The organism is Thermus sp. KWY1 (genome assembly GCF_057547025.1).
Genome location: NZ_BAAJPG010000016.1, coordinates 68,061 through 83,927 on the forward strand (window position 1 = coordinate 68,061; position 15,867 = coordinate 83,927).

A 15,867-nucleotide genomic window follows, 5' to 3' on the forward strand; every position below is an offset into this window, starting at 1 on the left:
CTTAAAGCCGGCTCAGGGTGAAGAGGAGGCTACCCCGGTATACGCCAGGCACCTCCCGTCCCGTGAGCACCAGCCGGAACTCCAGCACGTAGCTCTGGTAGCCCGGGGTGGGTCCGCTTCCCGTGAGGAGGACCACCTTGGGGCCCAGGGGAATCCAGGGGCCTCCATTTAAGCGGTACTCCACCTGGCCTGGAGGGATCTCCGCACCGCCTTCCGCCAGGAGGGGCGTGGCCTCCACCTCCACGGCAAAGCCCCCCTCGAGGTTGGTGAACAGCCTCAGGGTAAGGGGACCTTGGGGAAGGGTGGGGGCATAGGCGTAGGGGAAACTGGGTGGGGGATAGGCGCTCTGGGTGAGGTCGAAGAGGACTTCCTCCGCGCTCAGGGAAAGGCTGGTACCTTCCGGAAGGTTCACCCCAACGGGAACCTGGGCCAAGGCCAGCGCAAGGAAGGGAACAAGGACCAGAAGTCGCATCATTTCACCTCTATCCGCCCTTCCCCGGCGATCAGGCTGGGGCTTCCAAAGTCCAAAACCGCCAGCACCAGGTAGCGCCCAGGAGGAAGGGGTTTCTCCAGGGGAGCTGGGAGTTCGTGGGTGGCCCCGGGGAGGCTAGCGGTTTCCGGCACCTCTGCCTGGGCCAGGGGGCGGCCCTGAAGGTCCCGCACCTCCACCCGACCCTTCAGGCGAAGAAGCCCGGTGCCCGTGTTCTGAAAGACCAGGCGCACCTGGGCCGGGCCCTCGCGGCTTTGCGGCTGATAGCGGAAGCCCTGGATCCGCCCCGAGCGGCTCACCTGCCCCACCTCCACGTAGACCACATGCCCCACCCGGGTCTTCACCCGGATACCCAAGCCTTCCCCGCCCTGCCGGCTTCCCGCAGGGGCCGATTCAAAGAAGATGATGCCCCAGTAGGTGCCAGGCTGGACGTTTGGCGGTACCTGCACGGTGTAGCGCACTTCCTGGGTGGCCTGGGGTTGAAGGAGGAAGGTGAGGGGGCTTACGGAAAGCCAGCGGCTTAGGGAGCGGGGATGGCTTCCCGGGTCCAGGTAGAGGGGTCTGCCATCCGCCTGTAGCAGCACATCCTGCAACACCACCTCCACCTGCAGGGTGCCGCTACGGCCCGGGTGGTCCACCAGGATGCCTCCCGTTAGGCTGGTTCCGGGGGTGGCGGGGTAAAGGGCCCTGGGGGGGCTTACCCCCACCCCGGTCTGGGCCTGGGTCTGGCTCAGGAGGATCATCAGGATCGTCAGGGGAAGGAGTTTTCTCATACTGGAATTTTAGGGCAAAAGGCTGCCCCCGGGTTGGCCGGGGGCAGCCCAGGAAGTTAGAGGGCCGCGAGATGGAAGAGGAAGTTGAACTCGTAGGTTCCCGCTACTTCGGAGCCGTCAAACCAGAAGGCCTCGATGATGAGGTCATCCAGCCAGCCGGGGAAGCGGCCGTTCAGGACCTTCAGAAGCTCGAGGGGATCGCCGTCGTCTTGCCCGTTGAACTGGACAAACTTGCTGTACTGAAGGTCAGGCGCGTTTTCCACCACCCCGCCCAGGCCGTAGTTGGGCCCGCCCAGGGTCCGGGTCACCTTGAGGTCCAGCTCGCACCCATCCCGGTTGTTGCAGAACTTTTGCAGGACCTTCTTATTGAGGCAGATGAGGGTGCCCTTTTCGCCCTCGTCAATCCTGCCGTTGTTGTTCAGGTCCTTGATGGCGGGGTAGGTGTCGATGGGTCGGAAGTTGCCAGCCAAAGCGTCGTTGATGGCATCTTCCAGCGTGCCCTGGTAGCCCTTGGGCACCAGGTAGCACCCTTCCCCGTCTGCTCCGAGCGCGGGGTTATTGAGGTCCACGATCCACTCGTCCTCGGTGAGGTGCAGGGCCACCCGCTGAGGGATGGTGAGGTTAATGCGCTCGGTGACGGTGGCCTGCTGCTCGTCCACGTCCCACTCCTCGCCGCCGTTGGCCTCCTCGCCAGCGGCCAAGGCCAGGGCCAGGAGCCCGCTAACCATTAGAAGGAAAAGCTTCCGCATGGCCTACCTCCTTCAGAGACCCGCCAGGGTGAAGGTCACGTCGATGGTGTAGGTGCCGTCCAGCTCGGAGCCGTCAAACCAGAAGGCCTCCACGATCAGATCGTCCAGCCAGCCGCCCGTGGGGTGAGTGTCCTCGGCCACCACGTGGGGGCCGGAGGGCAGGCTGTTGGTGGCGAACCCTCCCTTAGGTGCGTGGTTGATGAGATCCGCCAGGACGAACCAGCCGAAGCCGCTGGAGGGGGTCCCGGTCACGGATACGCTGAGCCGCCACCCGTCGGGGTCGTTGGAGAACTTCTGCAGGATCTTGTGGTTCACGCAAAGGAGGGTACCTTTCTCGTCATCGGAAAGCCTGCCATCGTTGTTGTAATCCCTGGCGGCGGGATAAGCCCCGATCGCGCGAAGGACATGGCCGTTTTCGAGGTAGGTTACGAGGTCCTCAAGGGTCTTCACCGCCTTAGGCACAAGGTAGCATCCCTCTGGGGGTAGGGTGGGTTCGTCGGGATCCGGGTACCAGTCACCCGGGGCCGCTGGGGGATGGTTCAGATCCAGGTTCCACTCGTCCTCGGTGAGGTGGAGGGCGTAGCGGGGCGGGATGATGACCCTCACCCTCTCCCTCACCGCCGCCTGGTCGTGGTTGTCGTCCCAGAGTTCTTCCACGTTCCCGTCCAGGTCGCCTTCGGAAGGGAAGTTCACCTGGGCGTAGCCTACTGCCAGGGCCAGAGCTAAAGCCGCGATCAGCCACTTCTTCATGGTGTCCTCCTTTCTTTCCGCTGAACTCAAGGGCCTAGAGCCGAAAGACCTCCTACAAGAGCGTCAGGGTGTAGACCAGCCAACCCTCGTACTCCCCTGGTGTTTCGGAACCGTCCAGACGGAGCTTGATCCCCAAGGTGACCGACTGCCAGCCCCCGGGATGGTCGGTGACCTCCTCCAAGAGCACCCCGCCGTCGGGTCCGGAGGGAGCCGGGCAGATGTGGGAGGGCGGGCGGTCCCAGTCCGGGTGGTAAGCCAAGCATTTCCAGTGGGGGGTGGGGGGAAGGCCTCCCCGCCCCGTGAGGATGGAGTGCATGGCAAAGTGGCTGGCGTCCAACACCCTTCCATCCGGACTGGTGGGTTCGGTCTCAAAGGCCACGGATAAAGCCCAGTGCCGCCTTTGGGTGAAAACGTGAAGCCGCATGGAGGGATGGGTGAAGTACTGGGGAAAGCGCTTGGAGCCGGGGATCACCCTACCCTCCCCGTCCAGGCGAAGAGGGGGGTAAGGGCGCCCGTCCTCGTCCAGAAAACGGCCATCCCCGCCGTAAAGGCCCACGCAATGGGGAGGTACCGGGCCTAAGGTGGCGCACCTGAGGTCAAAAACCACCACGGGATCCCGCAGGCAGAGGGTGGGGTCGCTGGGGTCCCGGGGACAGTAAGGAGGCTGGCTGGGGTTTCCCCCACCTCCTTTGCCAGCCCACAAGGGACCTGCCACCCTGCCCCCCACTGCCGGGGGTTCCAACACCAGGGCCGCGCGTTCCGGAATCCTAACTTCCAGCCGCACGGAGGCTTGGGGCCCCGCTGCCCCCAGGATGAGGGGCAGGAGAAGCCACGTCCAAAGCCCAAGCCTCACCGTCTCACCTCCTTTCGCCCTGGAAGTTAGATAAGAGGGCGTTAAGGGAGCGTTAAGGGGAGATGTGCTTTTCTGACACGGGAATGTTTTTTAGGCGTTAAGCTGAAAGGAGAGGGTGAGGAGGTTCTTAACGGTTTCTTAACGATAGGGTTAACGGGGTGAGAGGAATGAAGGTTCGGTTGCCCCTATACGGCCCTGCCCGGGCGGAAGGACCCTTGGGGCCCCTTTCCTTGCGGCGGAAGGCCTTGGGCATACTCTATTACCTGGCCCTCGAGGGTCCCACCCGCCGGGAAAAGCTGGCGGATCTCCTCTGGGGCCACAGGGCCGCCCTGCAGAACCTGCGGGTGGAGCTTACCCACCTCCGCAGGGTTTTCGGGAAGGGCACCTTTCAGGGCAGGATCCTGGAACTGCCCCCTGGCGTGGAGCTGGATCCCACTCCGGGGGGCGAGGAGGTGCTGGAGGGCCTCGAGGACCTCTCCCCAGCGTTTACCGATTGGGTGCATGTCCAGAGGGCTCGCCGGGAGGTTCCTAAGGAGGCCCTACCTCTCCTCGAGGGGCTAAAGGAGGTGCGCCCTCCCGCTTTGGTGGTGCTGATCGGTCCGCCGGGTTCTGGGCAGGAGGAGCTGGCCCGCTTGCTGGCGGGCAGGTTGGGCTTACCCCTCCGGGAAGGGCTTGGCCAGGGACCTGGCGTTTTCTACCTTTCGGACCCCTTGCCTGCCAAGGAAGAAGCCTTGAAACTCCGCCTTAACCCAGGGCAGGTGCTGGTGGTGGCCAGAAGCCTTTTCGGGGAAGATCCAGCCTTCCTTTTGGCCCTAAGGGCCCGCTTTCCCGCCGAGATCACCCGGGTTTTCCAGGTGCCTCGCCTGGAGTTTTCGGAGGCCCGCCAGCGGTTTCTCCGCCATCTATCCTTTGAGGAGGCGGCCCGCTTTTACCTGGAAAGTGGAGGGCGGCCCGGGGTGTTGCGGGAGCTTCTGGCCATGGGGGATCCGCAGGCCCTGCCCCAGCGGGTGCGGGCCATGGTGGCCCTCGAGGCGCGCCACCTTTCCCAGTCCGCCAGGAAAGCCCTGGAGATGCTGGCCCTTCACCCCGGGGCTTTCCCCGCTCCCTTGGCCGAGGCTTTGGGGTTTGGGGCACAGCTGGGGGAACTGGAGCATAAGGGCTGGCTCAGCTTTTTTGAAGGGCGCTACTGGCTTACCGAACCCCAGTTCCGCCGCTATCTCTGCTCAGCCATTCCCCAGGGGGAGAGGGTTCGTTTTCATCTCCAGCTGGCCGAAGCCTTTCGTCAGCTAGGGGACCCGGTGGCCGAGGCCTTTCATCTCAGCCGGGCCGGGGAGCCCTTGGAGCCGAAGGCCTTGATGCGGGGCCTTAAGGAGTGGCGACGGGTAAGCGCGGATCCGCAGTTCCCGTGGTCAGATTTCCCCCCGCCTAATGTTTTGCTGGGCCTCGGACCTGCACTGCCTTTGGAGGCTCCGGAGGTATTCTCCTTGGTTTCCCTGGGCGGGGAGCCTGTGGAGGTGCCCTTGGTGCTTTCCGAACCCGCGGTGGTCAAGCTGGAGGGACGGGTTTACCAGGAGCTACCTCTGGGCCTGGGTCCCGATTCTGCCTCCTTTCCCCTGCGTCTTCTGGGGGAGGAGCGGAGTCTCTATTTTCTGCCCACTCCTTCGGGAAGCAGCCTTTTTTGGGGGACGGTCCTCCCGGAAAACCCCTTGGAGTACCTCCTTCTTCTGCCCCCAGGGGTGTACCGGTTGGGGCTTGGGATGCGGGGGCTGGCGGAGTTCAGGCTCAGGGCCTACCAGCCTGCACCCGGAACCCTGCGGGTACTGGCTCCCTTGGGCCAGGTGGTGGAGGCTTAGGCCCCGGCACCCGGTTGCGGCCGGTCGGTGGGGGCCACGGGGGGTGGGCTAGGAGGCAGGAGGAGGAGCCTGAGCACCTCTCCCACCTCCTCCACGAAGGTGATCTCCAGGTCCTTGAGGATCTCCTCCGGAACCTCCTTGAGCTCGGGTTCGTTCTCCTTGGGAAGGACCACCCGGAAGATGCCCGCTTGGTGGGCGGCCAGGAGTTTTTCCTTCACCCCGCCGATGGCTAGGACCTTGCCCCTGAGGGTGATCTCCCCGGTCATGGCGATGTCCATGCGCACGGGACGCCCCGTGAGGGCACTGGCCAGGGCGGTGGCCATGGTGATGCCGGCAGAGGGGCCATCCTTGGGAGTGGCTCCTTCGGGAACGTGGACGTGAAGGTCGTATTCCTTGTGGAAACCCTCAGGCAGGCCCCACTCCTCCCGGTGGGCCCGAAGATAGGTGAGGGCGGCGTGGGCTGACTCCTTCATCACCTCCCCCAGGTTGCCGGTGAGGTTTACCTTGCCTGTGCCGGGTACGGCCACGGCCTCAATGGTGAGAAGGGCACCGCCATAGGGCGTCCAGGCCAGGCCCTGGGCCACCCCCACCTGGGGGGCCTTCTCCGCCCGGTCCGGACGGTACTTGGGCACGCCCAGGTAGGCCTCGAGGTCCTGGGCGTCCACCACCCGCACGCCCTCCCAGGGGCTTTCCAGGTAGTCCTTGGCTGCCTTGCGGGCCACCTTGGAAAGCTCCCGGTCCAGGTTCCTCACCCCTGCCTCCCGGGTGTACTCCTGCACGATGCGCTCTATGGCCCGGTCGGTGATCTCCAGTTTGCCCTCGAGGCCCGCTTCCTTCACCTGGAAGGGCCAGCGGAAGTGGCGGGCGATGGCCCGCTTCTCCGGGAGGGTGTAGCCCGGGATTTCAATGACCTCCATCCGGTCCAGAAGGGGCTTGGGAATGGTGCTTAGGGTGTTGGCGGTGGTGATGAAGAAGACCTTGGAGAGGTCGTAGGGAACATCCAGGTAATGATCGGTGAAGGTGTGGTTCTGCTCGGGGTCCAGGACCTCCAGAAGGGCCGAGGCTGGGTCCCCCCGCCAGTCGGAGGAGAGCTTGTCGATCTCGTCCAGCAGGAAGACGGGGTTTACCACCCCCACCTGCTTCATCCCCTGGATGATCTTCCCGGGAAGCGCTCCGATATAGGTGCGCCGGTGGCCCCGGATCTCCGCCTCATCCCGCACGCCACCTAAAGAGATGCGGTGGAACTTGCGGTTCATGCTTCGGGCGATGCTCTTGCCCAAGGAGGTCTTGCCTACCCCGGGAGGTCCCACGAAGCAAAGGATGGGAGCGTGGCCCCTGACCTCCTTCTCCTTGGTAAGCTGGCGCACCGCAAGATATTCCAGGATGCGCTCCTTTACATCCTTGAGGCCATAGTGGTCCTCGTCCAGGACCCGCTTGGTGACGGAGATGTCCAGGACCTCCGGGTCAGCCTCAGTCCAGGGAACATCCAAAAGCCAGTCCAGATAGGTCCGGCTCACCGTGGCCTCGGGAGAGCCGGGCTGCATGCGCTCCAGGCGCTTAAGCTCCTTGAGGGCCTTTTCCTTGACCCCCTCGGGCATGCCCTTTTTCTCGATGCGCTCCCGGAGCTCCTCGATCTCGGAGAGGAAGTCCTCCCCACCCCCGAGCTCCTTCTGGATGGCCTTCATCTGCTCCCGGAGGTAGTACTCCCGTTGATTCTGGTCCATCTGCTCCTTGACCCGGGCGGCGATCTTCTTGTCCAGCTCAAAGCGTTCCAGGTCGCGAAGAAGCAGGGCCAGGACCTTTTTAAGCCTTTCCTCCACCTCCGGGGTTTCCAGGATTTCCTGCTTTTCCTCGAGGCTCCAGGTGGCGTGGTGGGTTACCAGGTCCGCCAGGATGGCGGGGTCCAGGGTGCTCTTGACGGCTTCTTGCTGGTAGCGGTCCAGGCGCAGGGTTTTGTGGTTTTGCAGGTAGCGTTCAAAGGCCTCCTGCACCTCGTTCACCAGGACCCGGGCGAGGCTTGGGTCCTGCAGGGGAGGCTCGGACAATACTTCTCCCACGGCCCTTAGGTAGGGGGCGGCCACGTAGGAAACCAGGCGGGCCCGGTTCCTGGCCTCCACCATCACCTGCAGGGTGCCGTCGGGGAGGCGCATGGCCTGCTTGACCACCGCCAGGGTGCCCACCGCGAAGAGGTCCTCAGGGGTGGGGTCGTCCACCTCGGGGTCCTTCTGGGTGACCAGGAAGATGTAACGATCGGCGTTAAGGGCCTCCTCCACCGCCCTTTTGCTCTTGGGGCGGCCCACGTCCACCCCGGTGGTGGTGTGGGGGAGGATCACGGTGTTCCTCAGGGGAAGTACGGGAAGTTCCAGGCGCAAGACGTCCTTCATCTAGTCCCTATCATAGCGCCGGCAGGGGCAAAGAAAAAACCCGGAGGCACAAAGGCCCCCGGGGGTGGGTTTGGTTGTTCAAAAGCCCACCGTCACCGTGGCCTTGAGGTTTTTGAGGGCAAAGTTCACCAGGCCCTGGGGTAGGCCCTGCGCCTCGAGGCCCAGCCAGAACTGGCCCTGGGCGATGCCCTGGGTGAGGTTCCTGCCCGTTAGGGTTAAGGGTGCAAAGAAAGAGTTGTTAAAGAAAGCTTCTCCCGATTTTTCGTCGTCGGGGCCGATGCTACAAGCGTAGGCGGGAATGTTGTAGATGCTGAGGTCCATGCAACCGGGGTCGGTTTTGGGATCCTTAAGACGCACGTAGAAGGTTAGGGTGGTGTTTAAGGGCTGGTCCGCCTCGAGGGTGCCTTGGATGACCACGCTCTTGGGGGAAACAGGAGGTGGGTCAAAGGTGGCTGGATTTTTTGGGTAAAGGATTTTGTCCTGGGTATTGGGCAGGGCCTGGGCACGGAAGGTTTGGTCGGGGAGAGTCACGGTAACGGTAAAGGAGCAGGCGGCAAGCAGAAAGCCGAGGCTTAGGACAAGGCTCTTCAAGCCGATACGGAAGCCCTCACGCATGGGCTAGGTATACCTTGGAAAGGACGGCTATGTCAAGGTACCATGGGCCCGTATGCACCGCCTGCTCTTCGCCCTGGACCCGGAGGAGGCCCACGAGCTCACCTTAAGGCTTCTTTCCTTCTGGTCGGAACGAGGGCCCCTGCTGGAGGTTCCCGCGAAGCTTCTTAGGGTGGAGGACTCGAGGCTCGAGGTGGAGGCCTTTGGGCTTCACTTCCCCAATCCCTTGGGCCTGGCGGCGGGGGTGGATAAGGATGCCCGGGCTTTGGGGGCCTGGTGGGCTTTGGGCTTCGGTTTCGCCGAGGTGGGTACCCTCACCCCCAGGCCCCAGGAAGGGAACCCCAGACCCCGGCTTTTCCGGCTGGTGGAGGACCATGCCCTTATCAACCGCATGGGCTTCAACAACCAAGGGGCGGAGGAGGCGGCCAGGAGGCTTAAGCGCTTCCGGGAAAGGGGGCTTCGCTTCCCCGTGGGGGTGAACCTGGGCAAGAACCGGGATACCCCCTTGGAAGGGGCGGCGGAGGATTACCTAAGGGCCCTGCAGGTCCTGGAGCCTTATGGGGATTATTTCGTCCTCAACGTGAGTTCCCCCAACACCCCGGGGCTACGCACCCTGCAGGAAGGTCCCTTTTTGGATGAGCTTCTTTCCCGGCTCCGCCCCGCCACCCGAAAGCCCCTTCTCCTCAAGGTGGCCCCGGACCTCACCTTTGAAGCCCTGGACCAGGCGGTGGAGCTTTGCTTGAAGCATGGCCTCGAGGGCCTGGTGGCGGTAAACACCACCCTGGAGCGCCCGAACCTCAAAAGCCCCCTGGCCAGGGAAGCCGGGGGGCTTTCGGGGAGGCCCTTGAAGGAACAGGCCCTAGAGGTGCTGCGGCATCTTTCGGGGGTGGAGGGCCTCACCCTGGTGAGCGTGGGAGGGGTGGAGGGTCCTGAGGATGTCTGGCAGCGCCTGAAACTAGGAGCCAGGTTGGTCCAGGTCTACACGGGCTTCGTCTACGGGGGTCCCCTTTTCCCCCGCCGGGTGCTGAAGGGCCTGCTGAAGCTTATGGAGGCGGAGGGGGTGAGAAGCCTGAAGGAGCTTTGGGTCCCTAGACGGTGAGGGTGCAACCGCAAAGGAGTTCCAGCTCCACCGGGGACACGTGCCGCCAGGCTCCATGCTGGCGGAGGTGCAGGACCAAGAGCGTATGGGGGTCAAAGATCACCACGTCCTTAACCCCCTGGGAGAGGTAGAAGCGGGGGGCGATTTCCAGGTCCTTGGCCTCATAACCCCGGCTCACCACCTCCACCACCGCCTCGGGCAGGAGGGTAATGGCCTCGTCTAGCTCCTCAGGTTCCCGGCAAAAGAGGGCGATATCGGGCCGCTTGTAGGAGCCGTCGGGAAAGCGGACGTACACATCGGCCACGTGGATGCAAGGGCACGAGGAGCCCTCCTTGGGGCGGATGCTTTGGCGAATGCGGTCCACAGCCTTCTGGTGCCGGTAGGTGGGCTGGGCTTCCCAAAGGGGAAGCCCCCCCACCCATTCCAGACGCAGGCCCAGTTGATCGGCTTCCAGGAGCTTTTTCAGCACGCTCTTATTCTAACGCCTGGTACACCACCCGCCCTTCCACCAGGGTGAGAACCGGCCACCCTCCTAAGACCCATCCTGCCCAGGGGGAAAACCGGGCCTTGGAGGCGAAGTTCCTGGGCTCCACGGGGCGCTCCTTGGGGTCCAGGAGGACAAGGCTGGCCTCGGCTCCCTCCTCCAGATGGATGGGCTTCAGGCCCAGGATGTTTCGGGGACCGTCGGTGAAGAGCTCCACCAGGCGCTTCAGAGGGAAGCCCCGCTTCAGGTGAAGCTCGGTGTATAGAAGGGGAAAGGCCACCTCGAGGCTCGGTATCCCAAAAGGTGCCCGCAAAAGGTCCATCTCCTTCTCCGCCTGGGTGTGAGGGGCATGGTCGGTGGCGATGGCGTCCAGGGTGCCTTCCAGAAGGCCTTCTATGAGGGCTTCCAGATCCTCTTGGGTGCGGAGGGGTGGGGCCACCTTGAAGAGAGGGTCAAAGGAGCGTAGGGCCTCCTCGGTGAGGGTGAGGTGGTGGGGGGTGGCCTCGGCGGTGACGGGAAGGCCGGCCCCCTTGGCCTCCCGCACCAGCTCCAGGCCCCGTTTGGTGGAGAGGTGCTGGATGTGGAGGTGGGGTTTCTTTTGGCTCCGGCGTACGGCGTAGCGCAGGACCTCGAGGTCCCGGGCGATCCGGGCGGCTTCTGCCTCCTTCGGGTTTCCCGGAAGGCCCAAAAGGTCGGCCAGGGGGCCATCGTTCATCACCCCACCCCGGCGCAAGGAGGCATCCTCGGAGTGCACCGCCACGGGGAGGCCGAAGGCGGAAGCCTGCAGAAGTCCTGCCGCCAAGATTCCAGCATCCTCGTTGGTGTGGCCGTCGTCGGTGAGGAGGGAGGCACCGGCCTCCTTAAGGAGCCCGGCTTCCGTGAGGGCCTTTCCCTCCTGGCCCTGGGTCAGGGCGGCCGCGGGGTGGAGCCGGGCAAGCCCCAGGGCCTGGGCCTTCTTCCTCAGGGCCCGCACGGCCTCCGGGGTGTCCACGGGAGGTGTGGTGTTGGGCATGGAAACAACATCCGTGTACCCTCCCCGCACGGCGGCCAAAAGCCCGCTGGCCAGATCCTCTTTCACCTCCTGGCCAGGTTCCCTGAGGTGGGCGTGCAGGTCCAGGAAGCCGGGGGCCAGGAGGAGGCCTTTCCCGTCCAGGATCCTTTCCGCTTCCCCACCGCTTAGGCTAAGGATCCTGCCTTCCCCGATGAGCACATCCGCAGGACCCCGTTCCCCTAAGGCGTCCACCAGCGTGACATTCCTGATGAGCAGCATGCTTTCCTCTCCCTTCAAAGGGGGTGTGTTACCCCTCCCTCCCCACCAGGAGGTGGTAAAGCACCGCCATGCGCACCGCCACCCCATTACGCACCTGGCGGTTCACCAGGCTTCTTTCCGAGTCCGCCAGGGTGCCTTCCAGCTCAATGTCCCGGTTCATGGGGCCGGGGTGGAGGAGGAGGGCTTGGGGTTTGGCCTTTCTTAGGCGCTTTTCCGTCACCTGGTAGTGGGCGATGTAGTCCTGGAGGTGGATGAGGCCGGCTTCCATGCGCTCCTTCTGGAGCCTCAGCACCATAACCGCATCCGCTTCCGCCAAAGCCTCGTCCAGGTGAGGGGTGAGCCTGGCTCCGGGAAGGCTTTGGGGGAGAAGGGTGGGGGGGCCTGCCACCCACACCTCAGCCCCGAGAAGAGGGAGAAGCTCCACGTTGGAGCGGGCCACCCGGGAGTGAAGGATATCCCCCACGATGGCGATCTTCCTGCCCTCCAGGGTTCCCAGGGCCTCCAGGAGGGTGTAGGCGTCCAGAAGAGCCTGGGTGGGATGGGCCCGGCGGCCATCCCCCCCGTTCACCACCACTCCCTTTACCCAGCGGGTGGCCTGGTGGGGGACCCCGGCGCTGTCGGCGCGGATGATATAGGCATCTATGCCCATGGCCTCGAGGGTGAGCAGGGTGTCCTTGTAGCTTTCCCCCTTTTGCAGGCTGCTGGCCTGGGCGGCGAAGGACACCACATCCGCGGACATGCGCCTGGCTGCCAGCTCAAAGGAGATGCGGGTACGGGTGGAGGGCTCAAAGAACACCGTGGCCACGGTGAAGCCCTGGAGGGCCGGCACCTTCTTCACCGGCCTTTCCAGGACCTCGGCCATCACCCTGGCGGTGTCCAGGATGTTTTCCACCTGGCCTCGAGTCCAGCCCTGGAAATCCAGGAGGTGCCTCATGCTTCCCCCCTTTCCCAAAGCTCCACCCGGTCCTCCCCGTCCACTTCCTCCACCTTCACCTTCACCACCTCGTTTTTGCCCGTGGGGACGTTCTTGCCCACGAAGTCGGCCCGGATGGGGAGTTCCCTGTGCCCCCGGTCCACCAGAACCGCCAGGTAGATGCGCCTGGGACGGCCTAGGTCCATGAGGGCATCCAAGGCTGCCCTGGCGGTGCGGCCCGTGTAGAGCACATCGTCCACCAGGACCAGGGCCTTGCCCGTGATGTCAAAGGGGATCCGGGTCTGACGCACCTGGGGCCGAATCCCGATCTCGGAAAGGTCATCCCGGTAGAGGGTGATGTCCAGCATTCCCACCGGTACCTCCTCCCCCTCAAACTCCCGGATGTAGCGGGCGATGCGTTCGGCTAAGGGAATGCCCCGGGTGTGGATGCCCACAAGAGCCAAGCCCTCCACTCCCTTGTTGGCCTCCACGATCTCGTGGGCGATGCGGTGTAGAGCCCGCCGCATCTCCTCGGCGTTCAGGAGCTCTGCCTTAAAGCGCACAAAGCACCTCCAAAAAGAAGCGGAGGCCGAAGCCCCCGCCTGGCTTTTCCCTATGGCTCTTCGTATATCGTTTCATCTTTCCTCCTTTCCGGCCTCACGGGACCGGTTTAAAGGCCGACCTTACCTTACCTCCTGTCCCCAGGTGATGCAAGAGGCCAATCCGCCTAGGGTTCATCCTAGGCGGAAGGTTTGAAGCACTGGATTGGAGTTCAGGCTGCCCGGGGTTTTTCCCGCGCCACGCTTAAGGCCAGGATACCCACCAGGACGCCCACGATAAGGGCGTTCCACATGGCGTTTCCCATGCCGCTAAACCCCAGGATCCAGGGGGAGAGGATGAGCCAGATGCCCAGGACCACGTTCACCCACTCCTCCCACAAGGGGCCACCCCGGAGGTGCATGAGGGCCATAAGCCCCACCACTACCCCCACGATGACCGCGTTCCACATGGCGGCGGGGGTGCCGCTAAAGCCCAAAAGCCACGGGGAAAGGATGAGCCAGACGCCAAGGACAAGATTGGCCCAATCCTGCCAGCGTTGCATTTGCCCACCTCCTTTCTTCTTTACGGTAGTCCACCTTGGCCTCGAGGAATAGTGCAAAAGGTCACCGTTTCCTTCCGGAGGGACGGAGGTACCTCCAGGAAGTCCATAAGAGCACCATGGCGAAGACCAGGCGTAAGGTGGCCTCGGGTAGAAAGTGGGCGGCCTCGCCTCCCAAAAAGGTGCCCAAGAGTACCCCAGGTACCAGGCCAGGAGCCAGGAGGGTATCCACGTTGCCCAGGCGGTGGTGGGTATAGGCTCCCACCAGGCTGGCGGGTACCATGGCGAGGAGGCTCGTGCCCTGGGCGGTGTGCTGGTCCATGCCCAAGACCAGGACCATGGCCGGAACCATGATGGTCCCTCCCCCCACCCCCATCATGCCCGAGAGGAAGCCGGTGAGGCCTCCCGCCAGGAGAAGGGTGAGATCCTCCCAAACCTCGCCCCGCACCAGGCCCACGGGGGCCAGGTAGGGTTTCAGGAGGAGCAGAAGGGAAACAAATAGGAGGAAAAACCCAAAGGCCCGCTTGAGGTCCTTTTCCGCTAGGCTGTGGGCGTAGCGGGCCCCTAGGCGGGCGGTGAGGATGGCGGTAGCCGCCAAAAACAAGGCGGCCTTGAGGCTCAAGGACCCCTGGAGCCCGTAGGTGAGGGCTCCCATGAGCCCGGTGAAGAAGACCGCCACCAGGCTGGTCCCGTGGGCCTTGTGCTGGGAAAGCCTGAGAATCCCCACCATCAGGGGAATCATCACCGTGCCTCCCCCAAGCCCCACGAGCCCCCCAAAGCCCCCACCGAGAAGGCCGATGACGAAGCTCATGGGGCTCATACTACCGGGTTTGGTGGCTCCCTGCCCTCCAGGGCAAAGAGGAGGTTCTCCACCGCCATCTCCGCCATGCGTTCCCGGGTTCGCCTTCCTGCCGAGCCGATGTGGGGGGTGATGACGGCGTTGGGTAGGGTGTAAAGGGGATGCCCTGGGGGCAAGGGCTCGGGATCGGTGACGTCCAGGCCAGCTCCGAAAAGATGCCCCCTTAGGGCCTCCACCAGGGCCTCCGTGTCCACGAGGCCTCCCCGGGCGGTGTTGATCAGGATGCTTCCCGGCCTCATGGCGAAAAGCCTTTCCCGGTTCATGAGGCGGTGGGTTTCGGGGGTCAAGGGGGTGTGAAGGCTCACGATGTCGGATGTGGCCAGGAGTTCCTCCAGGGAAAGGTGGGGGTAGGGAAGGGGCTTTGGAGCACGGCTCGTATAGACCACCTTCATCCCGAAGGCCTCGGCCCTTTTGGCCACCGCCTGGCCGATGCGGCCCATGCCCACGATGCCCAGGGTGGCGCCCTGGAGGTCCATTCCCAGAAGGAGTTCCGGATGCCAGGCCCGCCAAAGGCCCCTTCGGGCGTAGTCCACTCCCTCCACCACCCGCCTGGCCACCGCCAGGAGAAGGGCCAAGGTGAGGTCAGCGGTAGTCTCAGTGAGCACCCCGGGGGTGTGGGTCACGCGGATGCCCCGGGCTTTGGCCGCCTCGAGGTCCACGTGATCCACCCCCACGCTGTAGCAGGCGATGACCTTTAGTTCCGGGGCCCGGTCCATCACCTCGGCGTCAATGCGGTCCTCCACGGTGGGGATGAGGCCTATGGCTCCCTCCACCCTCTTGAGGAGGTCTTCCCGAGGAAGAAAAAGCCCTTCGTGGACCTCCACCTGGTAACCTGCTTCCCGTAAACGGTCCAAGGCCTTTCCCGGAAGGCTACGGGTTACAAAGATTTTTCCCTTGGGCATCAGGGCACCACCTCGAGCTCAGGGAAGGCAAGCCGGTAATGCCTGGGGTCAAAGGTGGCCAGGTGTAGGCCGTGGAAGAGGGCATGGGAACCGATAAGGAAGTCGGCTAGGATGCGGCGGGGCAAGGGGGTTTTTCGCTTCTTTTTGACTTCGCGCCTTTTATGGGCGTAGAGGCCAAAGCGTTCGCCGGCTAGTTTCCATACCGGAAGGGGCATCCCATCTTGCAGGCGGATACTGAACTGGTCAAGGAAAGCCTCTACTAAGGACCAACCGGGTCCGGCCCGCAGTTCAGCGTAGACTGGAGGGCTGATAAACAGGGCTTTCCCAGATAGCTCCTCCAGCAAGGAGACGGCATTCTCATGCTGGGCATCCTTGGGGTTCAGGGCAGAGAGGATGATGTTGGTGTCCAGGCTGATCATGCCTTGCGCAGTTTACGAACGTAACGCACGGCATCATGGTCTGTGGCTTCCCCCAGGGCGTGAACCTCGAGAGGATACGCCTTGAAAAGTTTCTGCAAGAGTTCACGTACAGGAGGACGGTAAGGGCGGACGTGGGGTATCCCTTCCACCACCTCCACTAGGAGGTGGATCATCTCTTCCACCGTCTCTTCTAGTAGAAGTTTTTCCTTAGGCCAAAGTCCTAGCGCTTGTTTGACTTCTGCGGGCACAGTTATTCGATATTCTTGCGGTTCTCGGACCAGGGTTACCTGGTTGTATTTGGGACTGGCGGTGACCGTAGCCATGCCTTTAGCTTAGCACTAAGCACCAAGCGCATTTT

At 63.6% G+C, this 15,867-nt stretch carries 18 protein-coding genes; 2 read left to right on the top strand and 16 right to left on the bottom strand.

The features are described from left to right. Position 1 precedes the first annotated feature (1 nt). From AC27GT_RS03920 to AC27GT_RS03940, 5 genes are read right to left on the bottom strand one after another with little or no spacing between them, the layout of a single operon-like run. Complete coding sequence (locus AC27GT_RS03920; protein ID WP_015717721.1) at positions 2–475, bottom strand: hypothetical protein; 474 nt, start codon at positions 473–475, stop codon at positions 2–4. Beyond that, complete coding sequence (locus AC27GT_RS03925) at positions 472–1,263, bottom strand: fimbrial biogenesis chaperone (RefSeq protein ID WP_015717720.1); 792 nt, start codon at positions 1,261–1,263, stop codon at positions 472–474. Before AC27GT_RS03925 ends, AC27GT_RS03920 begins: the two co-directional genes overlap by 4 nt. Before the next feature lie 56 nt (positions 1,264–1,319). Further along, positions 1,320–2,012, bottom strand: a complete 693-nt coding sequence (locus AC27GT_RS03930) for a hypothetical protein (RefSeq protein WP_015717719.1) — start codon at positions 2,010–2,012, stop codon at positions 1,320–1,322. A gap of 12 nt (positions 2,013–2,024) precedes the next feature. Then, on the bottom strand, positions 2,025–2,762 hold the full coding sequence (locus AC27GT_RS03935; protein ID WP_015717718.1) for a hypothetical protein: 738 nt from the start codon (positions 2,760–2,762) through the stop codon (positions 2,025–2,027). 52 nt (positions 2,763–2,814) lie between these two features. Beyond that, complete coding sequence (locus AC27GT_RS03940; protein ID WP_015717717.1) at positions 2,815–3,615, bottom strand: NUDIX hydrolase; 801 nt, start codon at positions 3,613–3,615, stop codon at positions 2,815–2,817. A 167-nt stretch (positions 3,616–3,782) separates the two neighbouring features. Here AC27GT_RS03940 and AC27GT_RS03945 point away from each other — a divergent pair, with 167 nt between their 5' ends. Beyond that, entirely contained in the window at positions 3,783–5,468 is a 1,686-nt protein-coding gene (locus AC27GT_RS03945) for a hypothetical protein (protein ID WP_041438598.1), read from the top strand. Here the strand turns inward: AC27GT_RS03945 and lon are convergent. Both lon and AC27GT_RS03955 read right to left on the bottom strand, forming a co-directional pair. Beyond that, positions 5,465–7,852, bottom strand: coding sequence for an endopeptidase La (lon, locus tag AC27GT_RS03950; protein ID WP_015717715.1), 2,388 nt, complete (start codon positions 7,850–7,852; stop codon positions 5,465–5,467). The two genes, AC27GT_RS03945 and lon, sit on opposite strands and share 4 nt — an antisense overlap. Positions 7,853–7,930: 78 nt before the next feature. Beyond that, on the bottom strand, positions 7,931–8,467 hold the full coding sequence (locus tag AC27GT_RS03955) for a hypothetical protein (protein ID WP_015717714.1): 537 nt from the start codon (positions 8,465–8,467) through the stop codon (positions 7,931–7,933). Between the two features lie 52 nt (positions 8,468–8,519). Here AC27GT_RS03955 and AC27GT_RS03960 point away from each other — a divergent pair, with 52 nt between their 5' ends. After that, positions 8,520–9,563, top strand: coding sequence for a quinone-dependent dihydroorotate dehydrogenase (locus tag AC27GT_RS03960; RefSeq protein ID WP_487223561.1), 1,044 nt, complete (start codon positions 8,520–8,522; stop codon positions 9,561–9,563). On the opposite strand, the gene AC27GT_RS03965 is transcribed toward AC27GT_RS03960, so the two are convergent. The 9 genes from AC27GT_RS03965 to AC27GT_RS04005 all read right to left on the bottom strand — a co-directional run bounded on the left by AC27GT_RS03965 (position 9,553) and on the right by AC27GT_RS04005 (position 15,832). Then, a complete protein-coding gene (locus AC27GT_RS03965) occupies positions 9,553–10,032 on the bottom strand; it encodes a Uma2 family endonuclease (RefSeq protein ID WP_105316556.1) in 480 nt (159 codons plus the stop codon). The genes AC27GT_RS03960 and AC27GT_RS03965 overlap by 11 nt on opposite strands. Positions 10,033–10,036: 4 nt before the next feature. Further along, positions 10,037–11,317 (bottom strand): dihydroorotase, encoded by a 1,281-nt coding sequence (locus AC27GT_RS03970; RefSeq protein WP_487223562.1) that lies wholly within the window; start codon positions 11,315–11,317, stop codon positions 10,037–10,039. A gap of 28 nt (positions 11,318–11,345) precedes the next feature. Further along, the gene (locus AC27GT_RS03975) at positions 11,346–12,251 is read right to left on the bottom strand and encodes an aspartate carbamoyltransferase catalytic subunit (RefSeq protein WP_038070043.1); all 906 of its coding nucleotides are present in this window, start codon (positions 12,249–12,251) and stop codon (positions 11,346–11,348) included. Next, on the bottom strand, positions 12,248–12,793 hold the full coding sequence (gene pyrR, locus AC27GT_RS03980) for a bifunctional pyr operon transcriptional regulator/uracil phosphoribosyltransferase PyrR (protein WP_487223563.1): 546 nt from the start codon (positions 12,791–12,793) through the stop codon (positions 12,248–12,250). Before pyrR ends, AC27GT_RS03975 begins: the two co-directional genes overlap by 4 nt. Before the next feature lie 209 nt (positions 12,794–13,002). Then, positions 13,003–13,332, bottom strand: a complete 330-nt coding sequence (locus AC27GT_RS03985) for an SPW repeat protein (RefSeq protein ID WP_015717708.1) — start codon at positions 13,330–13,332, stop codon at positions 13,003–13,005. A gap of 61 nt (positions 13,333–13,393) precedes the next feature. Next, a complete protein-coding gene (locus AC27GT_RS03990; protein WP_038071812.1) occupies positions 13,394–14,140 on the bottom strand; it encodes a sulfite exporter TauE/SafE family protein in 747 nt (248 codons plus the stop codon). Positions 14,141–14,145: 5 nt separating this feature from the next. Continuing rightward, the gene (locus tag AC27GT_RS03995) at positions 14,146–15,090 is read right to left on the bottom strand and encodes a 2-hydroxyacid dehydrogenase (protein ID WP_015717706.1); all 945 of its coding nucleotides are present in this window, start codon (positions 15,088–15,090) and stop codon (positions 14,146–14,148) included. Continuing rightward, a complete protein-coding gene (locus AC27GT_RS04000) occupies positions 15,090–15,509 on the bottom strand; it encodes a type II toxin-antitoxin system VapC family toxin (protein WP_015717705.1) in 420 nt (139 codons plus the stop codon). Before AC27GT_RS04000 ends, AC27GT_RS03995 begins: the two co-directional genes overlap by 1 nt. Continuing rightward, positions 15,506–15,832 (bottom strand): hypothetical protein, encoded by a 327-nt coding sequence (locus tag AC27GT_RS04005; RefSeq protein ID WP_038070039.1) that lies wholly within the window; start codon positions 15,830–15,832, stop codon positions 15,506–15,508. The genes AC27GT_RS04000 and AC27GT_RS04005 overlap by 4 nt, the downstream gene beginning before the upstream one ends. Between the last annotated feature and the right edge of the window lie 35 nt (positions 15,833–15,867).